Here is a 23,769-nt window from a genome sequence, read left to right on the forward strand (position 1 = left end):
CACCGCTTTGCATTCTATGAATATGAGAGAATTTACTTGATACGATGGCCCTTGAGGTCAAAACGCTTGCCATTCTTTTCGATGAAGACTTTCTGGTCATCGAAGCGGAGGCGTGGCTGCGTCGAACGCATGGTCTTGTAATCCACCGGAGCATGAATTGCAATCGTGCCCTGAGAACTGGAGGATTCTACGTTCGCAAAAGAGCTAGAGGAGCTTGCGGGCTCCACAGAAGACGAGGAGTTGCCAGAAATTGCGGAGGACGAACTGCTTGCAACTTCGGAGGAAGAACTCTGCGGAGCGCTCGAAGAAGAGCTTGCGGGAGCTTCGGAAGAGCTCGATGCAGGTACATCCTGTTTTGCAACGCCAGCGGCGGCAAATTCAGGAGCATAACCAGAGTTGATAGCTTCGATAGCGCCAGCGAGGTATGCGAGCGGAGCATTCCAGTTGATAGCGACTTCGTTCGTGGCATAGCTGCAGCGCTGATCGGTGTAAGCGGTAGCGGCCTGACCCTTGCGATAATCAGCGCACTTCCATTCGGCGGCAGAACCAACGTCTTCGCCGCCAGGCTGCGGGCCACCCACTAGCATACCCGGGATCGGTTCTTCTACGTTATCCGAAGTACTCGGGCGGTGGTGCGGCATTTTCGGAGACTTGGTGCCGTAACCAGTTACAAAAGACATGTCAAGCGGGTTCTTGCCAAGGAGGTAATCAAGAACCTTGACGGCAGCCTTGTAATACTTCTGTTCGCCCGTGAGGTAGTAGGCATGCAACAGCCAAACGCCCTGATTGGAGGCAACCGCATTGGAACCCCATACAAAGTCATCCTTTGCCATCACGACGCCAAAGCCAGATTCAGCGCGGTTCACAAACTTGTCGGCGGTACCCAAAATTTTCTGCTTAGCTTCGTTTGCATCGCCACCAAATTGCGCCTGATGCGTAGCCTTTTCGTACGTGGCAAGGCCCATGACATCGCCCCAGTAAGAGACGTATTCCGATGAGCCGGACTGCTTGTAGGATGCGTCACCCGTCGTGATGTAGAGTTCTGTCCCGGCAAGAACCTTTTCGTCGTTCGGATTGTCGTTTTCGTAGGCGCCCGTCGAAACATCAGACGGATTGGCGAGATAGTTGCGGCTCGGGTTCGAGAGGCCCCAAGCGTAAGCCTTCTTGGCAGCTTCGAGGCACTTGGAAGCGTAAGTTGCATCGAACGGCTTGTAAATGCGGGATGCCATTGCCATCACGGCTGCAAAGTCAAACGTACCCGCCGTGCTCTTGCCGATAGCATAGAGCTTAGAATTGTCCGCGGCTGGCATCACGTCGCCCGGGAAGCCGAGAGAGGTAAGCTTGTGGTAGACACCGCCATCGGACGCCTGCATGGTGAGCATCCAGTCAAGATTGTACTTGATTTCGGCAAGCAAATCCGGAAGGGAGCCTTCGGACGGGATGTTCCACTTGAGCGACTTGAAATACTGCGGGAAGTGTTCGTAAAGAGAGAGGAGCGTGTAGGTCGTGATGCCCGAGTTCACAATGTAACGACCGTAGTCGCCAGCATCGTACCAGCCCTTGGTCGAATTGATCGTGCCCGAAGCACCCGTAGAATTGTGGAGTTCAGCGGTCGGATTCGTGTGGCCGGCAGCGCGGGCCCACTTGCCTGCGTACTGGCTTTCGAGAGCCATGGAAGCGCGCTGGTAGTAGAACCACTTGATGGAAGCCTTGACGATTTCTTCGTAAGTTTTGGATTTCACGACGAGGTCGGAACGGAGCACATTGCCGTTCACCTTGATGCTGTACTTGCCCGCTTCAGCGAGCTTGGAGAAATCGACGAGCTGGACATTCTGACCGCTCGCATCCCAGTAAGAGGCGGCCTTCGGAGTCACGGAGAGAACGACCTGGCCAGCGGCATTCACGAAATCCACGCTGCCGTTAGCATCGACCAAGGCGAGTTCCTTGAAATCGCCCGGACGGTAGCCGATCTGGTTGATGTAGGCAGTCGCTGCGAAAGCAGGGGCTGCGACGAGCGCGGCAAGCGCTACGGATTTTAACGCATGATTCTTCACAAACATCCTCACTTAAAAAGTGCAAGTTTTAGCCCATATAATATAGAGCCGTTCAAGTACTTTTTCTACCCGTGCAAACGTCATTTTTAATAGAAGTGTTGCAAGTGTTTTGTAAAAAAATGGGTCCCGTCACTACGCTCCAGGATGACAGAAAAACGGCGTCCCGGGAGGGGCGCCGTCTTGCATTCTATGAATATGGATTTTTGAGGTTCGTTTTCGCGGAATCTCGCGATTTTCACAATCTTGGTTTTTCCGCAAATATTACTTCAGGTGGTTGCCCTTGAGGTCAAAGCGCTTGCCGCTCTTTTCGATGAACACCTTCTGATCATCAAAGCGGAGGCGCGGTGCATTTTCAACAGACACGCGGTTTCTCGTGACAAAAGGCTTGATCGCCGAAGTACCACCCTTTGCAACACCCGGTGCTGCAAAAGACGGAGCGTAGCCAGCGTTCAAAGCTTCGAGAGCGCCCGCAATGTATGCGAACGGAGCATTCCAGTTGATGGCGACTTCGTTCGTGGCATAGCTGCAACGGTCATCCGTGTAAGATGTCGCCGGTACGCCAGTCCTATAATCCTTGCATTCCCAAGATTCCGATCCAATATCTTCGCCACCCGGCTGCGGGCCCCCCACAATCATACCCGGAATCGGCGGAGTCACCTTGTCGGCCGTACTCGGACGGTGGTGCGGTTTCAGCGGAGACTTCGTTCCAAAGCCCGTCAAGAAGGACATATCAAGCGGGTTTTTGCCAAGCAGGTAGTCAATCACCTTCTTTGCAGCTTCGTAATACTTCTGTTCGCCCGTGACGTAATAAGCGTAAAGGAGGAACACGCCCTGGTTACCGGCAACAGCGTTAGAGCCCCAGACAAAATCTTCGTTCGACATCACGACGCCAAAGCCTGTCGTTGCGGCATAGGCAAATTCATTGGCATATTGCAAAAGCATCGACTTGGCCGTTTCGGCATCGGCCCCCAATTCTGTAGCGTGGGTTGCAGCGGCATAAACCGCAAGGCCGTACATTTCGGGCCATGCCGGGACTATGCTAGTCTTGTTCGGGTCAATCGTCGGCTTATAAGAAGCATCTCCCGTGGAGATGAAGAGTTCCATGCTAGCAAAAGCCTTTTCATCAGAAAGTTCGCCATCGCTATAGGAACCCGTAGCGACATCGGACGGGTTGGTAAAAGTCTTTTTCGGATTCTGGAGGCCCCAGGCATAAGCCTTCTTAGCCGCTTCGAGGCACTGTGCGGCATAAGTCGCATCGAACGTCTTGAACACGCGATATGCGGCAGCCATCACGCCCGCAAAGTCAAACGTTGCGGCAGAGCCTTTACCGATAACATAAAGCTTACCCGTATCCTTCGCAGGCATCACGTCGCCAGGGAACTGGAGCGTCGAAAGCTTGTGGTAAACACCACCGTCCTCCGCCTGCATCGTAAGCATCCAATCAAGGTTGTACTTGATTTCGGCAAGCAAATCCGGCAAAGTACCTTCTGCCGGGATGTTCCACTTGAGCGTATTGAAATATTCAGGGAAATGTTCGTAAAGCGAAAGGAGCGTGTATGTGGTAATACCCGAGTTCACGATATAGCGGCCATAGTCACCGGCATCGTACCAGCCCTTGCTCGATTCAATCGTACCCGAAGCACCCGTAGATTTATGGAGATTCACGGTCGCATTCGTGTGGCCTGCATCGCGCTTCCACTGACCTGCATAAGTTTCTTCAAGAGCCATGGAGGCACGCTGATAATAATACCACTTGAGAGCCGCCTTTGCGACATCTTCAAAAGTCTTGTCGGCAATCTTCAAGTCAGAACGCAGCACCTGACCGCCCTGCTTGATGGAATAAGTTCCGGGAACCGTCAACGCCGTAAAATCGACAAGCTGAACATTCTGGGTGCTCGGAGCCCAATAAGAAGAAGCCTTCGGAGTCACCTGAAGCACCGTCTGGCCAGCGGCATTGACAATTTCGATATCGCCCGTGCCATCGACAAGCGCAAATTCCTTCGGGTCTGCCGGACGATAGCCAATCTGGTTAATATAGGCCGTAGCAGCAGACGCCACCGTAGCAAGCGAAAGCACCGTAGCGGCGAATGGTATATACTGTTTTAAGCCAAACGTGAGCTTCATAAGACACTCCTTTCCTTAGTTCACACTATATAATATATCCCGAAAAGGTTGAAACGCTCCTCGTTTAAAGAGAAAACTGGTTACATCTGTACCCAGTGTGCGATTTTTCAACCTCCCCCACCCTTGCGTTATATTTTTGTTACATTTAACTTTGTATATTAATTCCAAAAATATCTTAAGGAATCTTATGAATATTGCGATTGTTGGAACCGGTTATGTAGGCCTTGTGAGCGGCACATGCTTTGCCGAAATGGGCGTCAATGTGACATGTGTCGATGTGAACCAGGCTAAAATTGAATCTCTCCAGAAAGGCGAAATTCCCATATACGAACCGGGTCTCGACGAAATGGTGCTCCGTAACCAGCGCGAAGGCCGTCTCAACTTCACGACCGACCTCGCCAGCGTCCTCGACAATGTCGAAATGGTATTCAGCGCCGTGGGTACGCCCCCCGACGAAGACGGTTCCGCCGACTTGCAGTACGTGCTCGCTGTGGCACGCACGTTCGGCCAGAACATCAAGAAGTACACCGTTCTCGTGACCAAATCTACCGTCCCGGTCGGCACCGCCAAGAAGGTCAAGGCAGCCATCCAGGAAGAGCTTGACAAACGTGGCGTGAACGTTCCGTTCGACGTCGCAAGCAATCCGGAATTTTTGAAGGAAGGCTCCGCCATCACGGACTTCATGAAGCCCGACCGCGTTGTCGTCGGTGTGGAAAGCGAACAGGCCAAGGAACTCATGACCCGCCTGTACCGCCCGATGATGCTCAACAACTTCCGCGTGATTTTCACGGACATCCCGAGCGCCGAAATGATCAAGTACGCTGCAAACTCCATGCTCGCAACCCGCATCAGCTTCATGAACGACATCGCAAACCTCTGCGAACTCGTGGGCGCCGACGTGAACATGGTCCGTAAGGGCATCGGTAGCGACACCCGCATCGGCAGCAAATTCCTCTACCCGGGCTGCGGCTACGGTGGAAGCTGCTTCCCGAAGGACGTGAAGGCCCTCATCAAGACCGCCGAAAAGAACGGCTACAAGATGGGCGTTCTCAAAGCTGTCGAAGAAGTCAACGAATACCAGAAGACGGTGTTGTTCAACAAGCTCGCAAAACGCTTCGGTGGCGAAGCAAACCTCAAGGGCAAGACCATTGCCATGTGGGGTCTCGCCTTCAAGCCCGAAACTGATGACATGCGCGAAGCCACCGCCCTCGTGCTCATCGACCTCTTGACCAAGGCAGGCGCAACAGTCCGCGTCTATGACCCGGTCGCCATGAACGAATGCAAGCGCCGTATGGCAGCACGCCCTGATGCCGCAACAATCGCAAAACAAATCGTCTACAGCAACGACATGTACGAAGCTTTGCTCGATGCCGACGCATTGCTGCTCGTCACCGAATGGAAGCAGTTCCGCATGCCGAGCTTCGGCGTGATGAAGAAGTCCATGAAGAACGCCCTCATCATCGACGGCCGCAACATTTACGACGCCAAGGAACTCGCCGAAGCGGGATTCGAATACAGCGCCATCGGCTGCTAAGGGAACCAAATGCTGGATAAGAACGTCAACCTCAACGGAAAAACAGTCCTCGTCACCGGAGCCGCCGGATTCATCGGCTGCAACCTCTGCAAGAAGTTGCTCACCGAATACAACTGCGCGGAAATCGTCGGGCTCGACAGCATCACCGACTACTATGACGTGAACATCAAGTACGAGCGCCTCAAGGAAATCGAAGCCCTCGCGACATCGACCGGCAAAAAGTGGACATTCGTCAAATCGAACCTCGCCGACAAGGCCGCCATCGACAGCCTCTTCGAGAAATACCACTTTGCCGTCGTCGTGAACCTCGCCGCCCAGGCCGGCGTCCGCTATTCCATCACGAACCCGGATGCCTACATCCAGAGCAACCTCATCGGATTCTACAACATCTTGGAAGCCTGCCGACACTTTGAAGTCGAGCACCTCGTGTACGCGAGCTCCTCCAGCGTGTACGGCAGCAACAAGAAGATTCCGTATTCCACCGACGACAAGGTCGACAATCCGGTCTCGCTGTACGCCGCCACCAAAAAGAGCAACGAGCTCATGGCCCACGCCTACAGCAAGCTCTACAACATCCCGAGCACGGGGCTGCGCTTCTTTACCGTCTACGGCCCCGCTGGCCGCCCGGACATGGCCTACTTCGGCTTCACCAACAAGCTCAAGGCCGGCAAGACCATCCAGATTTTCAACTATGGCAAGTGCAAGCGCGACTTCACATTCGTCGATGACATCGTCGAAGGCGTTGTGCGCGTTATGCAGCACGCCCCCGAAAAGCAAAACGGCGAAGACGGTCTCCCCCTCCCACCGTACAAGGTCTACAACATCGGCAACAACCACCCGGAAAACCTGCTTGACTTCGTGACAATCCTCCAAGAGGAACTCGTCCGTGCGAAGGTGCTCCCCGCCGATTACGACTTCGAGGCGCACAAGGAACTCGTGCCCATGCAACCCGGCGACGTGCCCGTGACCTATGCCGACACGACCGCCCTGGAGAATGATTTCGGATTCAAGCCCGCAACACCTCTCAGGGAAGGGCTCAGGAAGTTCGCAGAATGGTACGCGGAGTATTACGGGAAGGGAAAGTAGCAGTTAAAAGAAGTGCTATAAAATTGTGTAAATATATTATAAAGATGTTTGGTTACTATATTGTTAAGAATTAAAAAAAAGGAATGAGTGTAAACGAGGAGAATTTCTAAGTTTAAGAATCTCTAGCGTGATGTAATCTTATGTTTGACTTGTCTTTGGCCATTGTTAGTTACAATAATAAGCATACCATAGAAGAATGCCTTGATTCGCTGTATAAAACACAATCAGGCAAACTAACGCTGCAGGTATTCATTGTAAACAACAGCCTGACTGAACGTTGCGAGGACCTCGAAAAAAAATATCCCGTAAAAGTGATCCAACTTCCCCAAAATGAAGGGTTTGGCAAAGGACATAATGCGGTATTACCCTATCTCAACAGTAAATACCATGCTATAGTCAACCCTGACATCGTTTTCACTGATAATATTCTCGAGAAGCTAATCGAAGCTTTACAAAACAATCCAGAAGTCGGATGCGCCGCCCCACTTATGTTCAACGAAAACGGTATTCAACAGGACGTTTATCGCAGAGAATTAACCGTTATTGATTTATTGGCCCGATACGCCCCTAAATTTTGCCAATCATTTCCTTTTATAAAAAAACATAATTATTTGCATTTAATGAAAGATGTTTCCAAAGATAAGCCATTTGAATGCGAATTTATACAAGGGTCATTCCTCGTTGTTCCAACGCAACTTCTAAAAAAATTAAACGGCTTTGACGATAGATACTTTATGTACGCAGAAGATGCCGATCTTTGCAAACGCATTCGGCAAACTCACAAAGTAATGTGTTTCCCCGAATGCCAAATTATCCATAAATGGGAAAAAGCAAGCCATAAGAATTTCAAACTTTGCAAGATCCATTTTGCATCACTTGTTAAATATTTTTGCAAATGGGGATGGCGAGTATGGTAAAGAAAAATATCATCGCAGACCTTTTAGCAGATGGTTCGACGCATTCACAAAAAGTTGATGTCCGTAACCCGATTGAGTTGCAAGGAGAATTTGGCAAAAACACGTTGATATTTAACTTTGCAGCAATCCATCGCACTCCGGGGCACCCCGATTATGCCTATTTCGAAACGAATATTCGCGGCGCCGAAAACGTATGTGAATTTGCTCGTAAACACGGCATCGAGAATATTGTCTTCACAAGCAGCATTGCACCATATGGAGCAGCCGAAGACTTAAAGACAGAAGAAACATTGCCCACCCCTAATACCCCATATGGCATTTCCAAGTTGGTGGCTGAAAGAATTCACCGCGAATGGGCCGCAGAAGATTCAAACCGTAGACTTTCAATTGTGCGCCCAGGTATCGTATTCGGCACTGGTGAAAATGGCAACATGACGCGTCTCTATAAAGCACTCAAGAAGCACAAATTCGCATACGCAGGCCGCAAGGATACTATCAAGGCTTGCATTTATGTGAAGGACCTCGCTTGTGTAATGTTGTCCATGGCAGAAAACGAAAATGCTGACCACATCCAGTTGCATAATTGTTGCTATTATCCATCGTTCACCATTGAACGAATTGCAAACACAATGCTCAAGGCGACCGGAATGAAACGCAGGATTCCCTTTATTCCGCATAAGCCTATGATGGCTGCGGCAACTATATGTGGTTTGCTTGGCGGACTAGGACTTGGCATTTGCCCGGCACGAGTAAAGAAACTGATGATCAGCACAAATATCGATGGTCAAAAACTCGCAAAGAACTATCCGCTTTCTTATTCGTTGGAAGAAGCCTTCCGCGATTGGTACAAGGACTGTGAACAAAAGGAATTGATTTAAGTGAAGATAAGTCTCATCATACCGACACTCAATGCGGGCAAATTCATCGAGCCGTTATTGCAACGACTGAAGGAGCAAACAACTCCCATTGATGAAATTATTGTCGTTGATTCTTCTTCTGATGATGATACAATTGCAAAGGCGCAAAAGTTTGACGGAGTGAAGACAATTTCTATTGAACGCAAAAATTTCAATCATGGCGGAACACGCGATTTCGCAATCCAGCAAACAACAGGGGACATAATTCTTTGTTTAACCCAAGATGCTTTGCCGTGTGACGCTCATTATGTGGAACGCTTGATCGCCCCCTTTGTGGAGGATGAAAAAATTGCCATGGCGAGCGGACGTCAAGTCCCACGTGAAGATGCGAATCCAATCGAAAAGCTAACCCGCGAATTCAATTATCCCGAAATATGCTTTGTTCGCAGCAAAGATGATATTCCCCGTTTGGGCGTAAAGACCTTCTTTGCCTCGGACTGTTGCTCAGCATACCGACGCTCTGCTTATGACGCAATTGGAGGCTTTGACAAACATATTCTTATTAACGAGGATATGAAAATCGCGGCCCAGTTCATTTACGCCGGCTACAAAATCGCATATGTCGGGACTGCTGGCGTATGGCACTCGCATGATTACAGTTTAAAGCAACAGTACACTAGAAACTTTGATGTGTCTGCCTTCATGACTATGCATCCTGAATTATTTGCTAATATTTCGGCAACATCAGAAGGCATAAAGATGGTCAAATGGGTTGAAAAGAAGTTGTTGTCGCAAGGTCGCTTGTTTAGCGCAGCTTATTATATTCTTGAAAGTGGTGTAAAGTTCTTGGCGAATCGTAAAGGTCGCAAGTTTAAAAAGATGAGCTTAGCTCAGTTGCGTAAATCCTCTATGCATAAAAATTATTGGGTGACAATTTGAAAATCTTGTATTTGTCTGCGGATTTACGGAACGTTGGTCCAACCCGTCAAACTCTGAATATCATAAAATATTCGGGAGTAAAAGAAAATTGCGTAGTTCTTACGCTTTTTGAAGAACCTGATGAAACGCTAATAGATGAGTATCGAAAAGACGGAATTCCTGTAAAATGTCTTTCTTTAAGTAGGAAATTCTTTTTTTTAAATGGTGTTTCAAAGATTGTTGAATTCTGTAAAGAAAACTCTATTGAATGTATTCATTCTAATGGTGTTAAGCCTGATATCATAGCTCATTTTGCGGCTAAAAAGGCAAATGTTAAGCATGTCATCACTTTGCGAAACTTTCCGATGGAAGATTTATCGGGCAGAATGTTTCCTTGGATTGGAAAAACTATTGCTCAATTCCACTTGTTTGCTCTGAAACGTTGCATGTATTTGGTTGCTTGCAGCAAAACAATTGCCGATAAAATGCGTAAAGCATACGGGGTGAACATCACGGCAATTCAGAATGGCGTGGATACGGAAAAATTCCAATGCCAGAAAACGCAATCACGAAATGATTTGTATTCTCAATTTGTGTTGAATGAATCGACAAAATTATTCATTTGTACCAATTCTTTCATTCCAAGAAAACACAATGATGAAATAGCAGATGCTTTTATTCAAGCGAAACTTGAGAATGTCGCTTTGGTATTTTTGGGTGATGGACCTTTGTTGAATGATATAAAGGAAAAGTTTAAGGATTGTTCTAACATTCTGTTCTTAGGGAAACAGAAAAATGTAGCTGCATATTTGCAGAATGCGGATTTCTTTATTTCGGCAAGTGATTCAGAAGGGTTACCCAATGCTGTAATCGAATCGCTTGCTTGTGGTTGCCCTGTTATCTTGTCTGATATTCCTCAGCATCGAGAAATTTTGGATGTTATGCCAAGTTGTGGTCTGCTATACCCATTGCATGATGGTGAAGCATTAAAGGCTTGTTTGAAACAATGCATGAGCAAATCTTTTGCAGACTCTAATGCTGCGATATCCCAGTCTCCTTTTACAATGCAAAAAATGGGTGAGTCTTACAAAATGTATTATGAGAAGGTTCGTAACAATGTTTTTTAAAATTCTTTTGTATAAGTATTTGTTGCAGTGGATTCCTGATTCTCTTTGGATTCGTATCCAGTTTCGTCGTAAAGTGGGGCGTTGGCCGAATTTAAAAAATCCTAAAACTTTCAATGAAAAATTGCAATGGCTAAAGTTGCACGACCGAAATCCTTTGTATACGAAGTTGGTGGATAAATACGAGGTTAAATCGATCGTCGCAAAGCAAATAGGTGAGGAATATATCATTCCGACTTTGGGTGTTTGGGATAAATTTGATGATATTGATTTTGGTAAACTCCCAAACCAGTTTGTTTTAAAATGTACTCATGATAGTGGAGGACTTATTGTTGTTAAAGATAAGTCAACATTGGATATTGCGGCCGCAAGAAAGAAGATAAATGCATGCTTAAAAATGAATTACTATTGGACTTTGCGTGAATGGCCTTATAAAAATGTAAAGCCGCGTATTATTGCAGAAAAGTATATGGAAGATGAATCTGGCTATGAGTTAAAAGATTATAAGATTTTTTGTTTTAACGGTGAACCGAAGGCTCTGTTTATTGCTACAGATAGAGGTATCCATGAAACGAAATTTGATTTTTTTGATGTTGATTTAAATCACTTGCCGATGAAGCAACATTATCCAAATAATCCCGATATTAAAATTCCAGATCCCGCGGGAATAAAAAAAATGTTTGAGTTGGCGCATGTTTTGACCAAGGACTTTAAGCATTGCCGGGCTGATTTTTACGATATAAACGGAAAAATATATTTTGGCGAATTAACGTTTTCTCATTTTAGCGGAATGCAACCAATGGAGCCTGCTGAATGGGACGAAAGATTTGGTTCTTGGTTGGATTTGAAAAATTGAGGGATATGGAATGAAACAACTTGTAGAAAATTTGATAAATGGTTTTGTTGCAAAGGTAAAAAAGGCGATTTATTTAAAGCAAGGAAAATCTTGGTGTAAAAAAGCTAAGGTTAATGGATGCAGACTATATAAACCGAACAATAAACTGTATAAAAAATATCAGGAAAAGTGGGGCTTGCTTGAAACACCTGTGATGCGTGAGTATTTAGAGGTGTTCTGTGCGTATTTGCAAAATGATGAGGATCGTTTAAATATTGTTCCTGAAAACATATGCCATAATGTAATTGAACCGGTATTGAATCCGTTTCGTTATAGAGTTTTTTTTGAAGACAAGAATTACTTTGCAAAAATTCTTGGCAAAGATATTCTGCCGAATGAATTTCTACGTTGTATAAATGGAACTTTTTATGATGGTGACTACAATTGTGTTGCTACTGAAGATTTGCCTAAAAAAATGGGCGAAATCGCGGCGATTGCTCCACATATTATCGTGAAGCCTACAGTTGATTCTTGTTCTGGAAATGGAATTCACTTTTTTAAGTGGAATGGTCAAAAATTTGAAAATGATAAGGGAAATTCGTTTGAACAGATTCTCTTGAATGGAAAAATTAAAAATTTTGTAGTGCAAGAAGTTCTTAAACAATCTGATTTTATAAGTCAGTTTGGGCCTACTTCGGTCAATACACTTCGTATTGTGACATATAAAAGTGTGAAAGATGAATGTGTTCATATTCCAGCAATGCTTTTGCGCATTGGAAAAATTGGAGCAAATGTGGACAACGCACATGCAGGAGGCTTGTTTGTTGGTATAAATCCTGAAACAGGAGAACTTGGAAAATATGTAAGTGACCAATATGGCAAAACTCAGTCTGTTTTTAATGGAATAGACTTTTCGAATTCCAATTACAAAATCCCGAATTTTGACAAAGTTTTGGCTTTTGCTAAAAAAGTACATTCTGTAATTCCATACCATAGATTATTGGCTTTAGATGTTGTCCTCATGGGGAATGGCTGTAAATTGATTGAATATAATATTAGTGCTTTTAGTACATGGTTATTTCCGTTTGTTGGCCAAACCCCATTCGGTAAATGGACGGATGAAATTATAGAATATTGTTCTGAAAAAAAACAGTTGCAGAGATTTTGGTTGGTATAGATAAAGCTTCAATTTTATTTTCATTGGGAGATAACTATGAAAAAAATACTTGACATGATAAAAAGGGCTTTGTACTACAATTCAGTTGTAAAAAAAATATCGGGAAAATCACATTTTTTTGACATATTCCTTTCAAGAATTATAATCGGAGTGCCTTTTGATAGGTATGTTGATTTCTGTTTTTATGATAAGCCATGGAAAGTGCGTCGTGAATATTTGTTTAATGAGTGGAAGTATTATGTCAAATATAATCCTGGGGTAACTCGTGGCAATCACGATGACAAAAGTGATATTTTCTCTAAGTGCTTGCCTTATTTGAAACGAGAAGTTTTGAAAACGCATAATCTTTCTTTAGATGCTTTTAAAGTTTTTGTTCAAGGGAAAAAAAGTTTTTTTTATAAACCGCTAGATGGAGATAGTGGGCGAGGTGTTGAAAAAATACTTGTAACAGGTGATATTGATACTCTTTATACGGAGGTGTTAAAGAAAGGTGTAGGTATTCTAGAAGAAACGGTAATTCAACATAAAGACATGAATAGGATGAATCCTAATTTAGTGCAAACAATAAGATTCTTTGTTTGCAAAGGCTCGGCGCAAACAAAAATTGTGTTTACCGCATTAAGAACATCTTTGAAGGATAATGTTTGTGTTGATAATGCGGGCTTTGGTGGTGCCTTTGCTAATGTTGACCTAAATACCGGAATGATTTCTACTAACGCCTTTAGTGAAATAGCTGCGTTAAAGGGTGATTTTGATGTTCGTCTTGTGAATGATGCTGGGCTAGTAAAGCATCCTGTTACAGGAACAATCTTTAAAGGGTTTAAAATACCATTTTTTGATGAAGCTTCTGCTTTTGTTCTAGAAATTTCAAATAAAGTAGATTTTTATGGAAGGGCACTTCTTGGATTTGATATTGCTATATCAGAAAAAGGTCCTATATTAATTGAAGTGAATGCTAATAGACCGGGAATAAGTGAATTGTGGCAAATTCCTTTGAAATATAAACCTTTGAGAAATGAATTTGAAAAAATACTCAAGGATAGTGGCTTGTAATGAAAAATAAAATCGCTTTTATTATCCCTTATTTTGGAAAATTCCCGGAATATTTTAATTTCTGGTTGAGAACAGCGGGTTGTAACAAGAACATTGACTTTCTTATTTTTACAGATGATCAAAGAAAATTTGACTATCCTTCCAATGTGAAAGTTCATTACATGTCTTTCGCAGAAATGAAAGATTATATACAAAAAAAATTCCCCTTTAAGATTTCTTTAGAGCATCCGTACAAATTGTGTGATTTTAAGTTGGCTTATGGGTTTATATTTGAAGATTTTTTGAAGACCTACGACTTTTGGGGGCATTGTGATTTAGATGTCGTTTGGGGTGATGTAAGACATTTCCTAACAGATGACATTTTGGACAATTATGACAAAATCTTAGAACATGGTCATTGTGAATTGTATAGAAATACGGAAGATATAAATAGACGCTTTATGAAAGATAATCATCCGTTTGTATCTTACAAAGAGGTGCTTTCTACAAATGCTTCATTTTGTTTTGATGAAAAAACATCGCCGATGAATCGAAATTTATGGAAAGATATAAAATGCTATTCGAATAACAAATTATTTGTCAACATTAGTTTTAATGATTATTCAGGCTTTTTTAAAGATTTTAATTCTGGTAAAATAGGTTATCTTTGCTGGAATCAGGGACTATTATCGTACTTGTCCAAAGAACATGAAATACAATATGTCATGTATGCTCATTTCCAGTACAGAAATCCATCTACGCATGTTGATGAAAATGAATCAGGTTTCGTATTAATGCCAACAGGTTTTTTCCCAAAGGAGAAAAAAACTGCAGTAAATCAATTTCTATTTGGTCACAATATAACTGCCCAAAAAAGTATCATTAAAAATTATATCTACAAAATTTTGTATGTTTTAGGCTTTAATCGAGATTTTAAAAGAATGTTTATGATTCCTAGCCACTTCACTTATAAAAAATATTGGAAGGGGGAATTTGTAAAATGAAAAAAAATATATCTGTTGTAATGGCTGTATATAACGGCGAAAAATATTTACGTGAGCAACTTGATAGCATTTACGCACAAACCTTAAAACCGTATGAAGTAATAGCCGTTGACGATTGTTCCACAGACAGTTCTTTTGCCATTCTAAAGGAGTATGCAGCAACAAAAGGTTTACGTTGCATCTCTAATGAAAAAAATCTTGGTGTAAATGCCTCTTTTGCCAAAGCTATATCTCTCGCCACTTGTGAATTCATTGCTATTAGCGATCAGGATGATGTTTGGTTTGATTGCAAACTTGAACGATTGTATCAAGAATTATCAACAATGCCTGATAATGAACCAAATCTGGTGACATCGGCGGTAACCGATGTTGATTCTGATTTGAATGTTGTTTACAAAAAAAATATATCCTTGCATCCAGCTTCTTTTTATGACTTTGTCCCAGACTTGTTTATGCAGGGCTCTACTCAATTATTTAATAGGAAAGTAAAAGATCTTGTGGTTATAGCACCTAAAGGTACGTATGATTTGCAAATTTCCACAACAGTATCGTTGTGTGGAAATAGAAAATTTGTAACTGAACCTCTTGGCTATTATCGGCATCATAATAAAAATGTAGCTGCTTCTTGGAATTATTCAAAATTTGGGCGTTTTTTACGCCATATTTTTAGAAAATATATTTTAGATTATGGAATATCAAAAGCATATATAACACTTTTTTTAAAGCCCAAATATGACGAATATAAATCAAGCATTTCTATTAACCGGAGCAATTTCTTCGAAAAAATTACACATATTAATGAAAATATTTTCTGTTTATTGGCAATTAAGGAGTGGAGCCTTGTAAAACGAATTAGAGTTTTTTTAGGAACAATAATTTTGAAAATGCTTAAGAGATGAAATAGCATATGAATGTTTTTCTTTTTGTTTCCATTCCAATTTTGTTTTTTTCCATACGAAATTATCATAAGGCATTTTTGTGGTATTTCCTTTTTCGATTGTTTTTATCGAACTTTGTACCCTTTTTAGCCATTGTTGGAATACCTCAAATTCGATTGAGCTTGGTTTGTGACACGTGGTTTATCATTCTACCGTTGTTGATGCATATAAAAGAAAAAGGTCTTTTTAAGGTCCCTAAATTACCATCTGAATTAAGACCCTTTGCATGGATGATTTTCTTGGTGATTTTTTCATCAACGATTTCCGTATTGCCTCTTTTTAATTCTTTGAGTTGTGCGTTCTTGGAGTGCGTCAGTTCATATATATTTCCTCTGCTTTTTTTTGCAAAAATAAAACATCCTTCAGATCTAAAATTTATCATTACAGGGTTGATGATTATTTCCGTAATTGCCGCGATATATGCTTATTTGGAAGCATTTGTTTTCGGCTATCAGAATCCCTTGATTATGTACGAGCAATCATTAAATCCCAATATTACAGAAAATATGTGGTCTTATAGTTTTTTTGACAGAGGTGGGCGTGGGCGTATTTCTTCAATATTTGCTCACGCTATTGGTTGCGGATGCACGATGTCAATTTTTGCTGTGTTTTTTTTGTATGTTAAAGGGGCGTTTAATTCCTATATCGTTTCTAATAAACTTTATTATATTTCTGTTTTTTCCGCCGTATTTTTAGTAGCCCTATGCAATTCACGTTCTCCATATCCTTTAATTTTCATTTCACTTCTAGCTTTAATAAAGTCTAAATCATTCCTCAAACTCGCCAGTGTTGGCGTTGTTTTGATATTTATTTTTCAGTCAGAACTAGCGACATTTATTGACGTTTTATTAAGTATTTTCGACAAAAACATTGAGGAACATTTGGGGGGAGGTTCAAATATAGAAATGAGAATGGAACAATTTGAAGCTCTATTAACAGCCTGGTTGTCCGGCAACCCTATATTTGGTGAGGGTGCTTATGCAACTCGTTTTTGGTTAGATAAAAATATTGGTTTAATGGGAGGAGAATCTATATGGATTAATCTTTTGTTAAATACGGGCTTATTGGGATGTGTTTTTTACTTGAACATTATGAAAGGTTTAGTTATGCTAGGGAAGGGATATGGAAAAAAAACAATCTTTTTCTTTGTAGTAGGTTGGATTGTCATGAAATCCGCCTCATCAACGCCCGGATTAGATACATCGCTGTTTTTTATGGTGATGTTTTGTATAGCTAAATTGAATATGTTGAGCAATGAAATTAACTCAAAAAATGAATAGGTTTAGCGATCGTGTCTTCTTATGCGGAAAATAACAAGCGAATAGCCAAAAATACGTTGTTGCTATATTTCAGAATGCTCATCACAATGGCGGTAAGTCTATATACGAGTCGCGTTGTTCTGCAGGCTCTCGGCGTTGAAGATTTTGGAATATACAATGTCGTTGGAGGAGTTGTCGTTCTAATCACTTTTTTAAACAATTCATTAACAGGCGCAACGCAACGATTTTTAAGTATTGGTTTAGGTACTGCGCATATATGTAATTTGTCAAAAATTTTTAACACATGTATTTTTGTTCATAAAATATTAGCCATTGTCATTCTTTTGTTTTCTCAATTTATTGGTTTATGGTTCATTGACAATAAACTGCAAATTCCTACCAATCGGGCTGTTGCTGCTTTTTGGGTATTTCAAGCTTCGGTTTGTTCGATGGTGGTTATGATTTTGAGTGTTCCTTACAATGCCCTTATAATAGCTTACGAGCAAATGAGAGCGTTTGCATACGTATCTATTATTGAGGTTTTCTTTAAATTGCTGGTTGCGTTGAGCTTAAAAATAATCATCTTTGACAAATTGATTTATTACGCGGTGTTAATTGTTTTTGCACAAATAGTTGTAAGAATGATTTACCAGTGGTATTGCCATAAAAAATATAGCGATATTGTTTCTGAATCTAAATATGATAAAAAAACAATGGTTGAAATATTAAAGTTCGCATCATGGACTATTATAGGGAATCTAGCAAATATACTGTCAAGTCAGGGCTTAAATATTTTGCTTAATATTTTTTTCGGGCCTATAGTAAATGCTTCGCGTGGTTTAGCTGTACAAATTCAATCCGCATTGCAAAGCTTTGTTTCAAACTTTCAAACATCAATAAATCCACAAATATTCAAGACGTTCGCGGCACAGCAAATAGATTATCATCGAAAATTAGTTATATCTAGCGCACGTTTTTCTATGCTATTAATGGGTTTTTTGTCAATACCTTTTATTTTTGAAGCGGAAATTATTCTAGACCTTTGGTTGGGGAATGTTCCCGCTTATGCTGCAAATTTTCTTCGATTAACTCTTGTTATTGTAACCCTCGACGCGTCTGTCAATGCTCCAGACATGTCGATAAATGCTACGGGAAAAATAAGGACATATCAACTGACAACATGTGGCATTATGCTTTTGACGGTGCCGATTTCGTATCTTTTTTTAGTAAATGGATGTAAGCCCTATGTTGTATACTACATTCATTTTGCGGTAATTGTATTTTCACAAATGATGAGACTGTTACTTGATGCTCGTTACACTGGACTGTCGTTGAAAGATTTTTTTTTAAAAGTATATCTGAAAAATTTGATTTCAATATGCCTTATGTCAATCATTCCTTATATAATATTTATTTCTGTTCAACAGGGAATTTTAAGGCTTATGTTAACAATGATTTTTTCTTATTTAGGCGGACTATTAATCATTTTTTTCGTTTCGTTTAATTCAAATGAGCGGCAGCTTGTCTTGGATTTTCTAAAAAGGAAATTAATGGGTGGCATAAACAAGAAAAAAGCTTAAGTAAATCTCTTGAACTATTTGTTTATAAAAACTAACCAACAATCGTACGTATGGGATTGGTATAGACATGAAATTCAGAAACGAATCTATTGAATTTTTGCGCGTCATCGCCATGCTATTTATCGTTATGTTGCATGTGTCGGGGGCATTTGCAAACCTAGAAGCTGATGGAACGTTTGAAAATGCTTTGCATCATTCTTTTAGGTCAGTGTGCTTCACTGGAGTTACCATATTTGCCTTTATTTCTGGATATTTTGGTGTAAAATGGAACGGCAAGAAGTTCTTTGATTATGAGATGATGGCTATATCATTTGAAATACTCGTTTTTATTTTCACGATTCTTTTTGTTTCCTCGTTTAACATCAGTGTTTCTTTAAGAAGTTTGTTCCCCATAGCTGGAGGATGCCACTGGTATTTTTCAGCATATATGATTTTTATGTTACTAGTAAAGTTTTTGCCCCCCAGCAAAAGTTGTGCCCAAAAGTAGGCTAATTTTGATGATATTGCTTTTCATTACATATGCAGTCCAGTTTTTAAACAAGACTAATGGAACCACATTTTTGATGTTTGTTGAAATATATATGATAGGAAGATGTCTCCGTTTAAATCCAATTTTATGGATCGAAAATCATTGTGGAAAAATAATGATGGTGACATTGCCTTTGAATGCCGTTCTATTCTTTTTGGCCGCATACTTCAATTTTTTGAACGGCAAACTTTTGCAAATCTTGGCAAATAATCATAATCCCTTAATTTTTATTTCTGCAATCTGTCTTTTTTATTTTTTCAAGAACCATTCTTTTAATACTAGTTCCGAGATTTTTTGCAGGTTAGCTTCCTATATGTTTTCAGTATATATCGTTCACTGCGCATTTTTTGATGAAGGTTGCTTGAAAGTGTATATGAAACAAAATTTGATTTTGAACAATATTTATGTGTCTTTCATTTGCTGGTCTGCCCTGATGTTTGTTGCCCCTGTTTTTCTAGAAATGATTCGGCGAAAAATTTTTTCTCAACTAAATGACAAAGTATTTTGTTGGCTTTTGAAAAAAGAAGGATAAATACATGAATATCTTGTATATGATGCGATATTGGCCTGTCTATGGCGGAGGAGAAACTATTACCGTTACTTTGGCAAACGAATTTATTCGTCGAGGGTACAAAGTTTTTGCGTCCTATTTGTATTACAAAACAATTAATCCAATGCCATATCAATTAAACGAATCAATCGGCACAATTGAAATTTCATCGTACGATGTAAATGATTCCATTTCACTGAAATTGTATCATGATTTTTTGAAAGAGCATAATATTGATTTGATTATAAATCAATGGGGCGATACGTCCTTTGCCCGTAAGGCGATTGGTAATTTACCTGTGAAATTAATTCGGTGTTGGCACCAAGAAGTCATTCCAAAATTTGATGATAGACATAGCAAAATAAAGAATTTCTTCAATGATCACATTCATCCAATATATGCATGGAGGGAAAAAAGGAACTATCTCCGAATGCATAAAGAAGAAATAAACATAAGCGATGAATATATTTTTCTTGCAAATTCTTTTTTGAATGATTTTAAACATTTGTCTCATAACTACAAGGTACATAAATTGGGTGCTATTTCGAATCCTCTGACATACACTGATTTTTTTGACATGGCAAATTATGAAAAAAAGGAAAAAATGGTCCTTTTTGTAGGCCGAATGTTAGAACATCATAAGCGCATGTCTTATATGCTAAAAATATGGAAAGAGATTTGCGTAGATTCAGAATTTTCGGATTGGAAACTCGTCATGGTTGGTGACGGGCCGGATTTTTCTAAAACAAAAGAAATGGCACAAAAGATGGGATTAACAAATATTGTGATGAATGGTAAATTTGAAAATCCCAGACCTTACTACAACAAGGCTTCGGTCTTTTTGATGACTTCTGCTAGCGAAGGTTTTGGAATGACTCTTTTAGAATCCCAACAATATGCATGTGTACCTATGGCAATGGACACATATGGAAGTTTACATGAGATTATCAAGGACGGATACAACGGATTGATCATCAAGGATAACGATTTTGAAGCCTATGTAAATCAGCTGAAGGAATTGATGAGGAACAAAAAATGGAGAAGATCCCTTGCAGGAAACGGACTTGAGAGTTCTCGTGAATTTTCTCTCCCTAAAATTGCTGACAAATGGGAAGAATTGTTTCGGAGCTTGGTTAAATGAAAAAGAATGCTGTAATTATTGACCCGTATTCTTATGGAGCATATCACGAAGTCATCAACCAATCTTATTTGATGATGATTTCCGAATTGTATGACCATGTAACTTATGTAGCAGACGGATCATCCTGTGATAACCTAAAGACGTTAATGAGCAAATGCAACTTTGATTATTCAAACGTCAAATTCGTTTATAAAAAAACAAAATCACATATTGTCAATTTGAAATACGGAAGTCTGAATCATTTCCAAAAAATACTAATAGTTTCCTGGTTGAATTTTATTTGGACAAAAGAATATGCAAAAAAAGATTGCGATGTTTTTTTTAATGGGAATATCTTCTTAGCATTATGGTTATTACGTTTTTTTGATTACAGACAGAACAATCTCTATATAATGTGCCATAGTGAAATGGAAGGTATTGACAAAAAAGAAAATACGGCTTTAGTAAATAAACTTTTTTTTGAACCATTCCTTAGAACATCTTTCCGCCATATGAATATTCCTTCAAGGTTTCACTTTATTCTATTATCTTCTTTTATGGAGAAATATTTCAAAAGTAGAATTTCGGAAAGAAATAAAAACAAAATCTATTCGATAGATCATGCATATATAAGACCTCCTGTTGATTACTCATTGACTGATGAATTGACGTCCAATGGTTTATTGGTTGGCATTCCGGCAGCAATCAATAAAGGCCGAGGCCTAAATGTTTTAAAGGATATTCTCAAAAAAGATATATCGAATTCGGTTTTAATACAGTCTATAAGCTTTATAACTGAAAAAATAAATTCGCCACATTTCAAATCCTTGAATGAAACAGGCAAACTTTTGCCATTTGAAGAGTACAATCGATTTGTAAATAAAATGGATATTTTGCTGTTTCTATACGACAAAGGATCGTATAAATTAACAGCAAGTGGTGCTATATTGGAGGCAATTTGGAATCAAAAACCAATAATAGCTTTACATAACTATTATTTCGATTATATATTTGAAAAATTCGGGAACTTGGGCTTTTTATGCGATTCGACCGATGAATTGGTTGATAAAATAAATGAAATTGCTTTAGACAGAAAAATTTTGAATCTGTTCTCTGATAATTTGAAAAAAGCAAAAGAAGCTTTGCTTCCGCAGAATGTAAAAAAACAATTGGAAGCAATCATCTGTTAAAGTCAAGCATCAATCCGCAACAAATCATCCCCTCCGCGATACAAACCTCTCCCCAATTTTTCTAAATTTGCGCGCATGGCAGAGAAAAAGAAAATCCTCGTAATGGTCGCAAGCCCGAAGAATGAACGCAGTGGCACTCTCATCCCGACGAAGGCTTTTGTCGAAGGGCTGGAGCAGAACGGCGACTACGAGACCGAGTACATTTTCATCGACAGGATGCACATCAAGCCGTGTCGCGGTTGCCTCAGCTGCTGGGGGCGCGAGGACGGTTCGTGCTTCATGAAAGACGACGACGTGCCGATGATCCGCGAAAAGCTCATCAATTCGGACATTGTCATCTGGAGTTTTCCACTATTCCTGTTCAGCATCCCTGGGCAGATGAAGGTCCTGATGGACCGTATCGTGGGCATGGTCCACCCGTACATGGGACAGAAGCTCAAGGAAGGCGCCAACGCGCTGAATTCGCACTTGCACGGGTTGCAGTTCCAGAAGGAAGGGCAGAAGATTATTCTGCTTTCGAGCTGCGCCTGGATGGACATCGACGTGGTCTACGAACCGATCCGCAAGCAGTTCGACATCATTCTCGGACACGAGGGCTACACGCTTATCGCCTGCCCGCAGATGCGCGCGCTCGATCACCGTGGCGGTCCGCGCCGTTTGAACATGCTCCGCGAAAAATATCGTAAGGGCGGTGCCGAACTCGCTACGACGGGTAAGCTTTCGCAGGAAGCGATAGACATGATGCAGAAGCCGATTTTCAGCGAAGACGCTTACGTGACGCTTGTGACGGAATTCGTGACACACATGTTCGACCGCGACGATAATTTCTAGCGCCTTCGGCGAGTTACTAGTTAATAGTTATTAGTTACTAGAAATTTGTTAAAAGACGCGGCTTTGCCGCATGTGTCATGCCCCGCTCCGACGGGGCTTCTTCTTTTTTTTAAGCACAAAAGCCGATCCCGGAACAGAGTCCGGGATGACGCAATGGGAGGCGCAGAGTCTCGCAAAAAGCAAAACGTGCCCGAACCGCATAAATACAGAAAAACCCTGGCAGATGCCAGGGTTTTCCGTAAAAGCAAAATCGCAGATTAGCGCTTGCTGAACTGGAAGTGCTTACGAGCCTTCTTGCGGCCGAACTTCTTACGTTCAACGGCACGTGCGTCACGAGTCATGAGGCCTTCCTTCTTGAGAGCCGGCTTCACTTCTGCGTCGTTAGCAACGAGTGCGCGGGAGATGCCGAGACGGACAGCGCCCATCTGGCCAGCGATGCCACCGCCACGAGCGGTAACTTCGACGTCCCATTCTTCAGCGTTGCCAAGGATGGCGAACGGAAGATTTGCAATCATGTCCTGCACTTCAGAATGGAAGTATTCCTTGAAATCACGACCATTGATAGTGCGCTTGCCGGAACCCGGCTTCAGAATCACAGCGGCGATGGCGTTCTTGCGACGGCCAGTGCCGCGGTAGATCTTCTTATTCTTTGCTGTAGCCATAGTTTTCTCCGTTCTAAATTAAAGTTCTACGACTTCGGGTTTCTGGGCAGCGAACGGATGTTCGGCACCTGCAAAAATCTTGAGCTTCTTGATCATCTTGTGGCCAAGAGCGCTGTGCGGGAGCATGCCCCAAATGGCAGCTTCGAGCGGAGCAGTCGGGTTCTTTGCCAAGAGGTCAGCAAAGTTGATCCAACGTTCACCGGCGATGTGGCCAGTGTGGTGGAAATACTGCTTCTGGAGAGCCTTGTTGCCAGAAACGGCAACCTTTTCAGCGTTGATAACAACCACGAAGTCGCCAGTGTCGACGTTCGGGGAATAGATGGCCTTGTGCTTGCCCATGAGGAGACGAGCAACTTCGCTTGCAACGCGTCCCATCGGCTTGTCAGCTGCATCCACAAGCTTCCACTTGCGGGAGACAGTCTTCGGGTTTACCGTAATGGTCTTCATG

The 23,769-nt window shown here is 41.8% G+C and carries 21 protein-coding genes; 17 read left to right on the forward strand and 4 right to left on the reverse strand.

What is annotated here, in order from left to right; all coding sequences use genetic code 11:
• Positions 1-32: 32 nt before the first annotated feature.
• Together B7982_RS10555 and B7982_RS10560 are read right to left on the reverse strand one after the other, a co-directional pair.
• A complete protein-coding gene (locus B7982_RS10555; RefSeq protein WP_088660714.1) occupies positions 33-2,060 on the reverse strand; it encodes a glycoside hydrolase family 9 protein in 2,028 nt (675 codons plus the stop codon).
• A 255-nt stretch (positions 2,061-2,315) separates the two neighbouring features.
• Positions 2,316-4,178 (reverse strand): glycoside hydrolase family 9 protein, encoded by a 1,863-nt coding sequence (locus B7982_RS10560; RefSeq protein ID WP_088660715.1) that lies wholly within the window; start codon positions 4,176-4,178, stop codon positions 2,316-2,318.
• Positions 4,179-4,365: 187 nt separating this feature from the next.
• On the opposite strand from B7982_RS10560, the gene B7982_RS10565 reads away from it, so the two are divergent.
• The 17 genes from B7982_RS10565 (at position 4,366) to B7982_RS10650 (ending at position 22,659) form a co-directional block, all read left to right on the forward strand.
• Positions 4,366-5,712, forward strand: coding sequence for a UDP-glucose/GDP-mannose dehydrogenase family protein (locus B7982_RS10565; protein ID WP_088660716.1), 1,347 nt, complete (start codon positions 4,366-4,368; stop codon positions 5,710-5,712).
• A 9-nt stretch (positions 5,713-5,721) separates the two neighbouring features.
• A complete protein-coding gene (locus B7982_RS10570; protein ID WP_088660717.1) occupies positions 5,722-6,798 on the forward strand; it encodes an NAD-dependent epimerase/dehydratase family protein in 1,077 nt (358 codons plus the stop codon).
• 140 nt (positions 6,799-6,938) lie between these two features.
• Positions 6,939-7,715, forward strand: coding sequence for a glycosyltransferase family 2 protein (locus B7982_RS10575; RefSeq protein ID WP_088660718.1), 777 nt, complete (start codon positions 6,939-6,941; stop codon positions 7,713-7,715).
• Positions 7,709-8,593 carry an NAD(P)-dependent oxidoreductase gene (locus tag B7982_RS10580; RefSeq protein WP_233138508.1) on the forward strand — a complete coding sequence of 295 codons (885 nt, stop codon included), beginning with the start codon at positions 7,709-7,711 and terminating at the stop codon, positions 8,591-8,593. Before B7982_RS10575 ends, B7982_RS10580 begins: the two co-directional genes overlap by 7 nt.
• Positions 8,594-9,511, forward strand: coding sequence for a glycosyltransferase family 2 protein (locus B7982_RS10585; protein WP_088660720.1), 918 nt, complete (start codon positions 8,594-8,596; stop codon positions 9,509-9,511). It begins immediately after the preceding gene.
• Positions 9,508-10,617 (forward strand): glycosyltransferase, encoded by a 1,110-nt coding sequence (locus tag B7982_RS10590; RefSeq protein WP_158213000.1) that lies wholly within the window; start codon positions 9,508-9,510, stop codon positions 10,615-10,617. Before B7982_RS10585 ends, B7982_RS10590 begins: the two co-directional genes overlap by 4 nt.
• Positions 10,607-11,470 carry an ATP-grasp fold amidoligase family protein gene (locus B7982_RS10595; RefSeq protein WP_088660722.1) on the forward strand — a complete coding sequence of 288 codons (864 nt, stop codon included), beginning with the start codon at positions 10,607-10,609 and terminating at the stop codon, positions 11,468-11,470. The genes B7982_RS10590 and B7982_RS10595 overlap by 11 nt, the downstream gene beginning before the upstream one ends.
• 10 nt (positions 11,471-11,480) lie before the next feature.
• Complete coding sequence (locus B7982_RS10600; protein ID WP_088660723.1) at positions 11,481-12,626, forward strand: sugar-transfer associated ATP-grasp domain-containing protein; 1,146 nt, start codon at positions 11,481-11,483, stop codon at positions 12,624-12,626.
• A 36-nt stretch (positions 12,627-12,662) separates the two neighbouring features.
• Positions 12,663-13,679 carry a sugar-transfer associated ATP-grasp domain-containing protein gene (locus B7982_RS10605; protein ID WP_088660724.1) on the forward strand — a complete coding sequence of 339 codons (1,017 nt, stop codon included), beginning with the start codon at positions 12,663-12,665 and terminating at the stop codon, positions 13,677-13,679.
• The gene (locus B7982_RS10610) at positions 13,679-14,662 is read left to right on the forward strand and encodes a DUF6625 family protein (protein ID WP_088660725.1); all 984 of its coding nucleotides are present in this window, start codon (positions 13,679-13,681) and stop codon (positions 14,660-14,662) included. Before B7982_RS10605 ends, B7982_RS10610 begins: the two co-directional genes overlap by 1 nt.
• Positions 14,659-15,561 (forward strand): glycosyltransferase, encoded by a 903-nt coding sequence (locus B7982_RS10615; RefSeq protein WP_088660726.1) that lies wholly within the window; start codon positions 14,659-14,661, stop codon positions 15,559-15,561. Before B7982_RS10610 ends, B7982_RS10615 begins: the two co-directional genes overlap by 4 nt.
• Before the next feature lie 269 nt (positions 15,562-15,830).
• Positions 15,831-16,880, forward strand: a complete 1,050-nt coding sequence (locus B7982_RS10620; protein WP_158213001.1) for a hypothetical protein — start codon at positions 15,831-15,833, stop codon at positions 16,878-16,880.
• A gap of 11 nt (positions 16,881-16,891) precedes the next feature.
• Positions 16,892-18,439: an oligosaccharide flippase family protein gene (locus B7982_RS10625; protein ID WP_255396754.1), complete on the forward strand. Its 1,548-nt coding sequence runs from the start codon at positions 16,892-16,894 to the stop codon at positions 18,437-18,439.
• Positions 18,440-18,506: 67 nt separating this feature from the next.
• Entirely contained in the window at positions 18,507-18,926 is a 420-nt protein-coding gene (locus B7982_RS10630; RefSeq protein ID WP_088660729.1) for an acyltransferase family protein, read from the forward strand.
• 578 nt (positions 18,927-19,504) lie between these two features.
• Complete coding sequence (locus tag B7982_RS10640; RefSeq protein ID WP_088660731.1) at positions 19,505-20,659, forward strand: glycosyltransferase; 1,155 nt, start codon at positions 19,505-19,507, stop codon at positions 20,657-20,659.
• Positions 20,656-21,828, forward strand: coding sequence for a glycosyltransferase (locus tag B7982_RS10645; RefSeq protein WP_088660732.1), 1,173 nt, complete (start codon positions 20,656-20,658; stop codon positions 21,826-21,828). Before B7982_RS10640 ends, B7982_RS10645 begins: the two co-directional genes overlap by 4 nt.
• Before the next feature lie 75 nt (positions 21,829-21,903).
• Positions 21,904-22,659, forward strand: a complete 756-nt coding sequence (locus tag B7982_RS10650) for a flavodoxin family protein (RefSeq protein ID WP_088660733.1) — start codon at positions 21,904-21,906, stop codon at positions 22,657-22,659.
• A 257-nt stretch (positions 22,660-22,916) separates the two neighbouring features.
• Here the strand turns inward: B7982_RS10650 and rpsI are convergent, their stop codons facing one another.
• Both rpsI and rplM read right to left on the reverse strand, forming a co-directional pair.
• Complete coding sequence (gene rpsI, locus B7982_RS10655) at positions 22,917-23,321, reverse strand: 30S ribosomal protein S9 (RefSeq protein WP_014545713.1); 405 nt, start codon at positions 23,319-23,321, stop codon at positions 22,917-22,919.
• 18 nt (positions 23,322-23,339) lie between these two features.
• Entirely contained in the window at positions 23,340-23,768 is a 429-nt protein-coding gene (rplM, locus tag B7982_RS10660; protein ID WP_014545714.1) for a 50S ribosomal protein L13, read from the reverse strand.
• Position 23,769 lies beyond the last annotated feature (1 nt).

The organism is Fibrobacter sp. UWB2 (genome assembly GCF_002210425.1).
GTDB lineage: Bacteria > Fibrobacterota > Fibrobacteria > Fibrobacterales > Fibrobacteraceae > Fibrobacter > Fibrobacter elongatus.